General features: G+C 70.5%; 10 protein-coding genes. 6 read left to right on the top strand and 4 right to left on the bottom strand.

The window, feature by feature from the left end:
- Positions 1-807, bottom strand: an 807-nt coding sequence (locus tag B073_RS0111230) for a hypothetical protein (RefSeq protein ID WP_018538193.1), incomplete at its 3' end; no start/stop codon positions are given.
- 133 nt (positions 808-940) lie between these two features.
- Positions 941-3,106, bottom strand: a complete 2,166-nt coding sequence (locus B073_RS39785) for an MFS transporter (protein WP_078507980.1) — start codon at positions 3,104-3,106, stop codon at positions 941-943.
- A 137-nt stretch (positions 3,107-3,243) separates the two neighbouring features.
- Here B073_RS39785 and B073_RS0111220 point away from each other — a divergent pair, with 137 nt between their 5' ends.
- From B073_RS0111220 to B073_RS0111210, 3 genes are all read left to right on the top strand, one after another.
- A complete protein-coding gene (locus B073_RS0111220; RefSeq protein WP_018538191.1) occupies positions 3,244-3,684 on the top strand; it encodes a MarR family winged helix-turn-helix transcriptional regulator in 441 nt (146 codons plus the stop codon).
- A 472-nt stretch (positions 3,685-4,156) separates the two neighbouring features.
- Positions 4,157-4,384, top strand: coding sequence for a hypothetical protein (locus B073_RS0111215; protein WP_018538190.1), 228 nt, complete (start codon positions 4,157-4,159; stop codon positions 4,382-4,384).
- A gap of 346 nt (positions 4,385-4,730) precedes the next feature.
- Positions 4,731-5,450 (top strand): leucine-rich repeat domain-containing protein, encoded by a 720-nt coding sequence (locus B073_RS0111210; protein WP_018538189.1) that lies wholly within the window; start codon positions 4,731-4,733, stop codon positions 5,448-5,450.
- Positions 5,451-5,586: 136 nt separating this feature from the next.
- Here the strand turns inward: B073_RS0111210 and B073_RS0111205 are convergent, their stop codons facing one another.
- Complete coding sequence (locus B073_RS0111205; protein WP_037811469.1) at positions 5,587-5,934, bottom strand: ArsR/SmtB family transcription factor; 348 nt, start codon at positions 5,932-5,934, stop codon at positions 5,587-5,589.
- 133 nt (positions 5,935-6,067) lie between these two features.
- Between B073_RS0111205 and B073_RS0111200 the strand changes: the two genes are divergently transcribed.
- From B073_RS0111200 to B073_RS0111190, 3 genes are all read left to right on the top strand, one after another.
- Complete coding sequence (locus tag B073_RS0111200; protein ID WP_018538187.1) at positions 6,068-7,177, top strand: Gfo/Idh/MocA family protein; 1,110 nt, start codon at positions 6,068-6,070, stop codon at positions 7,175-7,177.
- A 280-nt stretch (positions 7,178-7,457) separates the two neighbouring features.
- Positions 7,458-8,732 (top strand): MFS transporter, encoded by a 1,275-nt coding sequence (locus B073_RS0111195; RefSeq protein ID WP_018538186.1) that lies wholly within the window; start codon positions 7,458-7,460, stop codon positions 8,730-8,732.
- 368 nt (positions 8,733-9,100) lie between these two features.
- Positions 9,101-9,883: a sugar ABC transporter permease gene (locus tag B073_RS0111190; RefSeq protein WP_234025050.1), complete on the top strand. Its 783-nt coding sequence runs from the start codon at positions 9,101-9,103 to the stop codon at positions 9,881-9,883.
- Positions 9,884-9,982: 99 nt separating this feature from the next.
- Here the strand turns inward: B073_RS0111190 and B073_RS0111185 are convergent, their stop codons facing one another.
- On the bottom strand, positions 9,983-11,227 hold the full coding sequence (locus B073_RS0111185; RefSeq protein ID WP_018538184.1) for an acyl-CoA dehydrogenase family protein: 1,245 nt from the start codon (positions 11,225-11,227) through the stop codon (positions 9,983-9,985).
- Positions 11,228-11,271 lie beyond the last annotated feature (44 nt).

The raw sequence follows: 11,271 nt of genomic DNA, 5'->3' as shown, positions 1-11,271 counted from the left end.
GGCGTGGAAGGCGTCGACGCCGGCCGCGGCGAGCGGAGCCAGGATCGCCTCCAGCTCCTGCGGGGTCTGGGCGAGCCGTGCGTCGTACGCCTCCTGCTTCCACTGCGAGTAGCGGAAGATCACCGGGAAGGCGGGCGAGACGGTGTCCCGGACGGCGGCCACGATCTCCGCCGCGAACTTCGTCCGGGCCACCGGGTCGCCGCCGTAGGCGTCGGTACGGCGGTTGGTGCCCTCCCACAGGAACTGGTCGAGGAGGTAGCCGTGGGCGCCGTGCAGTTCGACGCCGTCGAAGCCGATCCGCTCGGCGGCCGCGGCGGCCTCGGCGAAGGCACCGATGACGTCGTCCAGGTCGCCTCGGGTCATCGCCTTGCCGGTGCCCTCGGTACCGTCGATGCGGATGCCGGAGGGGCCGACGGCGGGGGCGTCGACGAAGGGCGGCTCGCCCGGCTTGCGGACCATGCCGATGTGCCACAGCTGCGGCACTATCGTGCCCCCTGCCGCGTGCACGTCCTCGGCGACCTTCGCCCAGCCGGCGAGCTGCTCCTCGCCGTGGAAACGCGGAACGCGGTCGCTCTGCCCCGCCGAGTCGTGGCCGACGTAGGTACCCTCGGTGACGATCAGGCCGACGCCCGCGGCGGCCCGACGGGCGTAGTACGACCGCACGTCCTCACCGGGGACGCCGCCCGGGGAGAACATCCGCGTCATCGGCGCCATCACGATGCGGTTCGGGACGGTCAGGCCGTTCAGCGCGACGGGCCGGGAGAGGATCTCGGCCGCGCGGGAGGCGGGGGACGTAGAGACGGTCATCGGGTGCTCCTTGTCGGTATCAGTAGGTGTGCGCAATGAGTGTGTTGGAGTGGCGTAGGACGACCGTCTGCCGTCTGGGGGCGCGGGATTCCGGCGGTCCGGCGAGCTGCCTGGCGCTCCCGGAGGCTGTGGCCTACTGCGGCGCGGGGTGTGCCAGTTCCAGAGCGAAGTCGTCCGTGCCGCGGCCCTCGACGGCCAGCGCCGACGCGACGGGTGGGTAGCCGCTGGCGATGAGTGAGTACTCGCCCGCGGTCAGGTCGGTGAAGGCGTACGCGCCGTCGGCGTCCGAGAGGGTGGTGCGCACGACGTTCCCGGCGGCGTCGACCAGCGTGAGCCGGGCGTTGGGCAGCGGATCGCCGGCCTTCCCGGCGCGCACGGTGCCCCGCACCTGCGCACCGGCCGTTCCTGCGGCACGCCGGAGCCGTACGCCGTAGGCGACCGGGGTGGCTGCTGCCATGACCGCGGCGGCCTGCGGCTCATGGCCCTCGGCGGCGGCGATCAGCACGTACGGACCGCTGGCCGGGGCGTGCAGCGCGTAGCGGCCGTCGGGGTGGGAGAGCGTACGGCCGACCTGCCGTCCGTCCGGCGATATGAGGGTGAGGGCGGCACCGTCCAGCGCCTCGCCGGCGGCGTCCCGCACCAGGCCGTGAAACCCGGCCCCGGCCCGGACGATCCCGGCCAAGACGGCATCGGCTGGGACGGCGTCAGTCTGCGCGGCGCCCGTCGGGACGGCGTCGGCCTGGGGCGCGAGCTCTGTAGTGGAGTCAACAACGGTCGCTTCCTCAGCCTGAATTGACGAGGTATCAGCACTCGCCGTGCCCACCTTGGCGGTCCCGGGGCCGTGCAGCCGGTGCTGTGCCTGCTGCCCCTGTCGTCCGCGCAGGCCGAGCCAGCCGATCACCGCGACCAGCGCGAAGGCCACGGCCCCGATGCCGAAGGTGAGGGTGAACCCGGATTCGGCGGGCAGCGGTGCCACGCCCGCCGGCAGGTGCTCGACGGTCTTGGACGCCAGGATCGTGGTGACGATGGCGCTGCCGATCGCGCTGCCGGTGGAGCGGGAGATCGAGTTGATGCCGTTGGCTATGCCGCTCTGGTGGTGCGGGACGCTCGCCATGATGACGGCGGGCATGGCGGCGTAGCCGAAGCTGACAGCCGCGCCGGTCAGGAGACCGGCTCCGATCACCGAGGCGGTGTGGCCGTGGTCAAGGGCCAGCCAGCCGAAGCCGACGGCGCCGGAAGCCGCGGCCACGCCCAGCGCATACCGGGGGCCACGGTGGCGGACGAGCTGGCCGCCGAGGGGCGAGGCGAGCAGGGAGACGATCGCGCCGGGCAGCAGGAACTGGACGGATGCCCGCAGGATGGACGCGTCGAAGCCGAAGCCGGTGAGTGCCTTGGGCATCTGTACGAGGTAGGAGACGCCGAGGAAGTTGGCGAACATGCCGAAGCCGACCAGAACGCCGGAGAGGTTGGCCATGAGGACCGGGCGGTGGACGAACATCCGCATGTCGACGAGGGGCTCGCGAACCTTCAGCTCGGTCAGGACCCAGACCGCGATCATGACGGCCGCACCGGCGAAGGTGCCGAGCGTACGGCCGGAGGCCCAGCCCCACTCGTGCCCCTGGGAGATCGGCAGCAGGAGCAGCAGCAGGGCGACGCCGAGGGTGAGGGCGCCGAGGAAGTCGGTGCGCCCGCCGGTCTTGTGCCGGGTCGCCGGGACCAGGAAGACGACCGCGAGCAGGGCGAGGACCGCGAAGCCGGTGGCCATCCAGAAGGCGTTGCGGTAGTCGGCGTCGGCACCGGAGGTGAGCAGGCCCGTGGCGACGAGCGCCAGCCCACTGCCGAACGCGAGGGTGCCGCTGACCAGGGCCATGGCGCCGGGAAGCCGCTGCGGCCGGACCTCTTCACGCAGGACGGAAAGGGCCAGCGGGAAGATCGCGGTGGCGGCCCCCTGGAGCACCCGGCCCAGGATCAGCAGCGGCAGCGAGCCGGCGACCGCGGCTATGACGGAGCCCGCGACCATGACGACGAGCACGGCCACCAGGGTGGGCTTCTTGCCGTGCTGGTCGCCGAAGCGGCCGAGCAGCGGGGTGAAGACGGCGGCGGAGAGCAGAGTGGCGGTGGTCACCCAGCTGACGTCGGCGGCCGAGGTGCCGAGGTCGTTCCGAATCAGGCCCAGGATCGGGACGGGCAGGGTCTGCATCATCGACACGACCATCGCGGCAAGGCTCAGGGCGAGGATGACGAGCGTCTCGTGCCGTCGCCCTGCGGCGGGGGCGGATGCGGATGCGGCGTGGCTCATGACTGGCAGGGACCTTCGGTGCTTCAGGCCATGGATGTTTCATGGCATCAAGTATTTCGACAGACGGTAGACCTAAATAGTTCAGGTAGTCAAGTAAACAATTGATGACGTGAAGCATCTTTGGGTACGCTCTGGCCATGAGGACCACACCCGCGCCGGCACCCACCAAGCTCCAGCTGCTGGAACTGCTGGCCGCAGTGGGCACCGCCCAGTGGCGCGATTTCGCGGCCGCCGCAGCCCACCACGGCCTCACCGCCACGCAGGCGAAGGTCCTCGCCCAGCTCGACGGCCCGCTGCCGATGCGCGGCCTGGCCACTCTGCTCGTATGCGATGCGTCGAATGTCACAGGGATAGTGGACCGACTGGAGGCCCGCGAGCTGGTCCGCCGTGAAGCCGACCCCGCGGACCGCCGGGTGAAGAACGTCGTCGCGACCGACGCGGGCCGCGAGATCATCCGCCGCGTGCGCGAGGAGATGCAGGAGACGCACGGCGCCCTCGATGCCCTGACCGAAGTCGAGAGCGCGACGCTCTACGGCCTGCTGGAGCGCCTGCGGCCGGCGAGGAAGAACGACGCCTGACGGGCGCGGCCTGGGCACGGCATCGCGTCGGGGGCGGCAGACGGCGCTCCGGGCGTCAAGCTTCCTCACGGTCCATGGCCTGGAGAGGTCAGGGACCCACCTCCTGGGGATAATGCCTGGCCTTGTCTGGCCGCGTTGCCTGGCACCCCTGCCTGGCTGACTTGCGGGGTGCCAGACCTGGGTGTCTTGCCTGAAAGGCGGCCGGGACGGCGGCCCAGCGACGCCCCGGTCAAACCGCCTCTCTGCGTTCATCTCATGCCCCACCGGGTCACGGGACTGGCCCGCGAGGACCGGCCCTCGCGACACGTTCCCCCAAATCCCCTACCCAACATGGCAGTTGGAAAGGGAATCGTTGACAGCGCCAGAGCGGGAACCCTAGGCTCGACGGCCAACTGTCGACCATGACCCACTATTCATCACCTGGGCGCAACACCTCTGGAGGTAAGTCAGTGAAGAACAAGAGGCTGACGGGGTGCCGGAGCTTCAGGGGCCCGCGCAGTACGAGTTCATCTACTCCACGACGACGTCACCGACCAAGTCGGCCACGATGATTTGCGGTGGTAGCGGTACGGGCAACAGCTGCAGTCACAACTTCACCATCAACGCCACATACGCGCACGGGGTCGGCATCAAGAGCTGCGGTCAGATCAAGCGCATCGACAACAACCAGAGCATGGGGATCGCCTGCAAGAAGTGGTGATATGGGGAGACAGGCAGCCCGCCACTCCGGATTTGCCCGTCGCCTCCCATCTCACCTCCTGCACTCTATCGACCAATTCAGCTTATTCTCCCTAAAGTTGACTCATGAGGAGAGGTAAAGCCAAGAAGAGCAGTGAAGCCAGGATTTGGTGGTGTTCGCGTGCTGGCGGGGTCGGTGCGACCACGGCGGTGCTGGCGCTGCTCGCCGTGGCCGCCACACCGCCCGGGCCGGCAGCAGCAGCCGCGGGACGGAACGGCGCTGCTGCGGCCGAGGCGACCGCCCCCTCGCAATCAGCCTGCGGAAGGGGCACACGGTCGGGCGGACGTCAACGGAAGGGGCCCAGGCCGTGCAGCCCACAGTCAACCTCTGGCGCCAGCAGCTCGGGAAGGTGCCCGAGTGGGTCTGGCAGCGCACCGAGCTGCGCGTACTGATCCTGGCCGAAACCGGCCTTACAACCCTCTCGCCGAAGATCGGGCTCCTGGGCCGCCTGACCACGTTGGACCTCGGCCACAACAACCTCACGTCGCTCCCCGACGCCCTGGGCGACCTGGTCGAGCTGAGCGACTACCTCTACCTCCACGACAACCACCTGACCAGGCTCCCGGACACATGGGAAAACCTGACGCGGCTGCGTTACCTCAACGTCGGCGAGAACCCTCTGACCGCCCTGCCCGAAACCATCGGCCGGATCGCAGAACTGACCGAGCTACGAGCCCAGCACACCCAGCTGACCGCATTGCCTGACGGCATCGGTCACCTCCACAAGCTGCGCGAGCTCTGGCTGCAGGGAAACGCACTCACCGATCTGCCGTCCACCGTGGCCGACCTGCAGGAACTTCGGCACCTGGACCTGCGTGAGAACGCCCTCACCGAACTACCCGAGTCCTTGGCCGGCCTCCCACTGCTTCGGCAGCTCGACCTGCGCAGCAACCGCCTGGCCCGGATTCCCGACTGGGTCACGCAGATGCCCGCGCTGGAAAAGCTGGATCTTCGTTGGAACGCCTGCACGCTCCCCCATCGCTTGCTGCGAAGCCTGGAGGAACGCGGGTGCGTCGTCCTGAAGTGAGCCCTCAGCGGGCACACCGACGCGAAGCCGCTGCGATGCCTCGACCTCTCGATGTCTCGATGTCTCGATGTCTCATGCGGTTCCGCGTGCAGCCTGCTCTCGGAACACACACCGGCCAACGCCCTTCAATAGCAGTTCAGTTGGTTTCGCCGACCGCCACCTCTCGCCCGGCCCCCTCCTTCAGTACGAGGTCGAGCAGCCCGGGGAAGCGGCGGTCCAGTTCCTCGCAGCGCAAAGTGTTCACGCGTCGGGTGCCCGCGTCCCGCTGCCGGATCAGCCCTGACTCACGAAGGATCTTGAAGTGGCGGCTGAGCGCGGACTTGGCGACCGGCAACTGGAAGGTCCCGCACGCGACCTCGACGTGGCGGCCGAGCGTGACGACGATGCTCAACCGGATCGGGTCGGCGAGGGCGCTCATGATCACAAAGAGGTCCAGGTCCCGTTCGTCGGGGTGGACCAAGGGCGAAGAGGTACGGCTGGCCATGGCTCCAGTATCCATGACCACACGCCTCCATGTTCACATTCATGCGAACATGGGCTACGGTCGTGATCATCGAACACCGGAGGCCCAGGCCACCGGCGGACCCATCCTGCTCCGCAACATCCAGGAGGCACCCATGCCTGCCACCCCTTCACCCCGCACCCCCATCGGCGTCGGCATCATCGGCCTCAGCGCCTCCGGCGGCTGGGCCGCCACCGCCCACCTGCCCGCACTGCGCGCGCTGGACGGCTTCGAGGTCCGCGCACTGTCCGCCTCCAGCGCCGCCTCCGCCAAGGCGGCGGGCGAGAAATACGGCATCCCGCTCGCCTTCGGCACCCACGAGGAGCTGGTGCGGCGCGACGAGGTCGACCTGGTCGTCATCACCGTGAAGGTCCCGCAGCACCGGGAGTTGGCACTGGCCGCGCTGCACGCCGGAAAGATGGTGCTGAGCGAGTGGCCGCTGGGCAACGGGCTCGCCGAGGCCGAAGAGCTGGCAGCACTCGCCGAATCCAAGGGGCTGCGCACCTTCGTCGGCCTGCAGGCCCGCTCCGCTCCCCCAGTCCGCTACGTACGCGATCTGATCGCGTCGGGGTACGTCGGGGAGGTGCTTTCCACCAGCATCATCGCCTCGGGACGCGGCTGGGGCGGCGACATCCCGGGCCGCAATGCCTACACCCTCGACCCGGCCAACGGCGCCACCATGCTGACCGTCCCCTTCGGCCACACCATCGACGCGCTCACGATGACTCTCGGAGAGTTCACCGACCTCGGCGCAACCATGGCCACCCGCCGTACCTCCGTGCGCGACGAGGCAACCGGTGAGATCCTGCCGATGACCGCGCCGGACCAACTCGCCGTCAACGGCGTGCTGGAGGGCGGCGCGGTCGCCTCCGTCCACTTCCGTGGTGGCCTGTCCCGCGCGACCGACTTCCACTGGGAGATCAACGGAACCGAAGGTGATCTGCTGCTCACCGGCCCCTCCGGCCACCTCCAGTTCGGCCAGGTAACCGTGCACGGCGCCCGGGGCGAGGAAACCACCCTCAAGGAACTGCCGGTCCCCACCTCCTACGAGACACTGCCCCAACTCACCAGCCGCCGCACCGAGATGGCGTACACCATCGCCCACTCCTACGAGCAGATCCACGCCGACCTCACCAACGGCACCCACCACGCACCGGACTTCGCCCACGCGGTACGCCGCCACCGCCTCCTGGACCGCATCGAACGCGCAGCGACAGAAGGCTGATCCGCCTGGCCACACAGCGGGCCATCGGAGACGGGCCGTGACGCGCCCATAGCGCGACGTGCCCCCTGGCCGCCGGCGGTGTGGAACCGCGGTGCCAGCCGCGTTCCTGTGCGTGTTTCCAGGCCATCCCAGTCACCGGTGTTCCGTGGGAGGTATGGGAGGTACCAGCTGCGACGCCGCGCCCCGTGGCACCGGGCGCGGGAACCGGTGGGTGGGTGCGTACGACTCTCTGCCGTGGGCCTCGTGCGGTGCGTGGTCCGGGCATGGAGGAAGAGTGCGTGTGCACGCAGACCGGTCGTTCCCGCCGTCCTCGATACCAGCGGGCCCACGGAGGGGTGGTGACGCGGGCGCCGAGCCGCGTACCGGGGCGGGGCTGACCCTGCTGCTGACGTCGGCGATGGCGTTTTCCATGCTGCAGTTGTTCCTGCTCGGGGCGCTCGGTCCGATGCTGGTGGGGGAACTGCGGTTGAGCCGGGCCATGTTGGGGCTGACTACGACGGCGGGGTTCGGGGCCGCCGCCGTGCTGTCCCCGGTGGCGGGACGAGTGGTGGACCGGGTGGGGCCGCGGCGCTGTCTGATCGCGTTGTTGTGGCTCGTCGGTGTGGCTCTTGCCTTGATCGCTTCGGCCCCGCGGTACGGGGTGCTGCTGGCGGCGGTCGCGGTGGGCGGGGTTCCGCAGGCGCTGGCCAACCCGGCGACGAACAAGGTGATATTGGCCGTCGTGCCGGAGGCGCGGCGCGGTGCGGTGACTGGCGCCAAGCAGTCGGGGGTGCAGCTGGGGGCGTTTGCCGCCGGTCTGCCGTTGGCCGCGTTGGCGGGCGGGGTCGGTTGGCGGGGTGCGGTGTGGGTGGCCGCGGCCCTGGCCGTGGTCGCGGCGCTGTGGGCGGTCCGTGGACTACCCGTCGATGCGTTGCCTGGCGGTCCGGCCCGGCGTGCGGTGCGGAAGCCGGACGGTGGGGAGGTGTCTTCGGCGGGGTCCGTGGTGGGGTGGTTGCTGGTGTTCTCGCTGCTGCTCGGGGCGGGGATAGCCTCGGTGAACACGTATCTGGCCCTGTTCGGGGCGCAGCGGCTCGGGTTCGCTCCTACCTCGGCGAGTGTTCTGGTGGCGGTGTTGGGACTGGCGGGGATCGCCGGGCGGATGGGCTGGTCGAGGGCGGCTGGACGGCCGGAGCGGGCGGTGGTGTTGCCCGCGGTGCTGGCGGGTGGTGCAGTGGTTGCCGGGCTGTTGCTGGTCGCCGCGCTGCGGGTCCCGGTGCTGGTGTGGGTGTCGGCGGTGGCGGTCGGGGTGTTCGCGGTCGCCGGTAATGCCGTGTCGATGGTGGTGGTGATCCAGCGGGCGGCGCCTGGTCGGGCCGGGCGGGACTCCGCTCTGGTGTCCGCGGGATTCTTCGCCGGGTTCGCCGTCGGGCCGCCGGCGTTCGGTGCGCTGGTGGAGTCGTCCGGGTACGGGCCGGGGTGGCTGCTGGTGGCGGTGGAGTTCGCGGCGGCGTGCCTGGTCGCGGCGGTGTGGGCGGTGCGGGAACGGCGCCGGACCGGCAGCGGGGTACGGACATGAACGCGCGGTCGAGGAAGGCAGCCCGAGCCGACGGTCCCGGGTCGATGCCATGGGCGCGTCATGCTCTCGCCCTCGTCCTGGACCGGGTGGCCGTAACGGCCGCGGAGGTCGGTGAACGGTTCCCGTTGTATGCGGACCCGGAGAGCGGGCGGTGGACGACGACTTCGCGCGGCTCGTGGGCCGGGGGCTTCTGGGCAGGGTTGCGGTGGCTGCGAGCGCTGCACTCCGGAGACGTACGGGATCAGGCGGAGGCAGCTGAGTGCACGGGGCGGCTGGCGGGTTGGCTGGGTGTTGATACGGCGGCCCGGGGGCTGATCTTCTGGTACGGCACGGCGTTGGGCGCGGGGCCCGGTGGGGATCCCGCCGCGGTGGGTCTGCGGGACCGGGCGGCTCGCGTATGCCTGGAGGACGCCTTCGACGCCGTGCTCGGCATCGTGCCGTGGGGCGCCGCCTTCGGCGGGCCTCGCCTGGTGGCGCGGGTGGACGGAGCGGCCGGGATGGTGCCGCTGCTCTCGACCGCCGGAACGGCCGAGGGACGGCGTGCCGCCCGGTCCCATCTCGACCGGCATCTCGCGCTCTGCCTCGGTGCGGAGCCGCTGAGGCCGGCGTGGGAATGGACCGCGAACGGACGGTGGGTCGGCTGTTCACGTCCGGCGCCGGGCTGGCGCCGCGGGCGGGCATGGTTGCTGCTGGCCCTCGCCGACGCCGCCCGGTATCTGGAGGACCGCGCGTATGTGCAAGTTGCCCGGGAGGTGCTCGGGCGCGACGGGGGAATGACTGACGAGATCGTTCCGTTGGCCGCCCAGGTGACGGGACATCAATCTGCCCTGTTCGGTGACCAGTTGACGTCGCGGGGGCCGATGGACACGTCCGCCGCCGCGATCGAGGCGGTTGCGTTGTTGAAGCTCGCGGCGGCTGTCACGGCGTCCGAAGCGGAAGGGTTGCGGGGGCGGGCGACCACGATCCTGGAGCATCTGGTCACCGCGCATCTGACGGCTCCGGGCGCGGGCCGGCCGCCCGGGATGCTGCTCCATGGCTGTTACGACCTCGATCAGGGCATTGCCGTCCGGCACGAGTTGGTGTGGGGCGATTTCTTTCTCGCCCTCGGGCTCGCGCTGGTGACGGGGTTGGTGGATACCGACGACGTGTGAAGTGTTACGTGTTACGTACGCGACGGGCGGTGCCCACGGCGTCCGCACACCCCGCCGGAGCACCGTCTCCTCCCCCAACCCTCTCCCCGTACTTGTCTCTCACTCGTCCCGCAACACCCGTCGCGCCACGGAGGTGATGTGCAGCTCGTCCGGGCCGTCGAGGAGGCGCGCCAGGCGGCCCATGCGAAAGAGCGCGGGGAGCGGCGTGTCCGGGCCGAGGCCGGCGGCACCGTGGACCTGGATGGCTGCGTCGGCGACGTGCTGGAGCATGCGTGCCGCCGCGACCTTGGCCAGTCCGACCTCGATGCGGGCGTCGTGACCTGCCTCGATGAGCCGGGCGGCTTCGTGGACCAAGGGCCGGGTGGAACGGACGGCGAGCAGTGCTTCGAAGAGCTGCTGTTGGACGAGTTGGTGGTTGCCGAGTGGCCCGTCGCGCAGGGTCCGTTCCCGGGCGCGGGTGCGCATGAGTGCGAAGGCCCGATCTGCCTGGCCGAGCCACCGCAGGCAGCGCAGTGTGCGGCCGAGTTGGAGACGTTGCGCGGCGACGGCCAGTGCCTGGCCGCGTTCGCCGACGAGGTGGTCGGCAGGGACTCGTACGTCGTCGAGTTCGATCTCCCACTGGCCTCCGACGCCCAGGATGGGCAGCTCCCTGACGAGGCGGAAGCCCGGGGCGTCCGTGGGGACCAGGAGCAGGGACAGGCCGTGTCGATCGGGCGGCTCGCCGTCGGTGCGGGCGAGGACGGTCACGAAGTCGGCCTCGGCGGCCGCGGTCGTGAACCACTTGCGGCCGCGCACCTTCCAGGAGCCGTCGGCCCCGGCCTCGGCCCGGGTTCTGGTCAGGAGCGGGTCGCTGCCCGGCGCTTCCGGCTCGGTCATCGCATAGGCGGAGCGGAGCCTGCCGGCCGTCAGCGGGGGCAGAAAGCGTGTGCGGAGGCGGAGCGTGGCATGCCGGTGGAGCATGCGGGCGTCCAGCAGAGTGGCGGAGCCGAGTGCGGCCGGGCCGTGGTCGCTGGCCCCTTCGGCCTCGGCGAGGGGGGCGTACGAGGTCAACGGCAGCCCCTGACCGCCCAGTTCGACCGGTAGAGGCAAGGCCCAGAGCCCCTCCCGCTTCGCCACCTCCTGGAGCGCGGCGAGGGTCCGCGCCGCCGTCGGGCCGCCCGCGTCGAGTGCGGGCTCCTGAGGGATGACGCGACGGGTGACGAATTCCGTTATGCGCTCCCGCAGTTCTGCGACAGGCGCCGGGCAGGACGACACCGCGCCCCCGCCGGTGTGGTCATCCCCCTCCCCGGCGCGCCCTCCCACGTTCCGGTTCCGGTCCGCACAGGCAGATCGCGGAATCTCCATCAGCTTTCTCCGTTCGTTTCGGGAACCAGGCGTTGCGGCCATCC

The organism is Streptomyces sp. MspMP-M5, from assembly GCF_000373585.1.
In the GTDB taxonomy this organism is placed as follows: domain Bacteria; phylum Actinomycetota; class Actinomycetes; order Streptomycetales; family Streptomycetaceae; genus Streptomyces.
This window is presented reverse-complemented; position numbering and strand designations above follow the sequence as displayed.

Excerpts from the sequence above, each read along its gene's own strand:
- B073_RS39785 (WP_078507980.1), bottom strand. The coding sequence starts at position 3,106 with ATGAGCCACGCCGCATCCGCATCCGCCCCCGCCGCAGGGCGACGGCAC.
- B073_RS0111220 (WP_018538191.1), top strand. The coding sequence starts at position 3,244 with ATGAGGACCACACCCGCGCCGGCACCCACCAAGCTCCAGCTGCTGGAA.
- B073_RS0111205 (WP_037811469.1), bottom strand. The coding sequence starts at position 5,934 with ATGGCCAGCCGTACCTCTTCGCCCTTGGTCCACCCCGACGAACGGGAC.
- B073_RS0111200 (WP_018538187.1), top strand. The coding sequence starts at position 6,068 with ATGCCTGCCACCCCTTCACCCCGCACCCCCATCGGCGTCGGCATCATC.
- B073_RS0111185 (WP_018538184.1), bottom strand. The coding sequence starts at position 11,227 with ATGGAGATTCCGCGATCTGCCTGTGCGGACCGGAACCGGAACGTGGGA.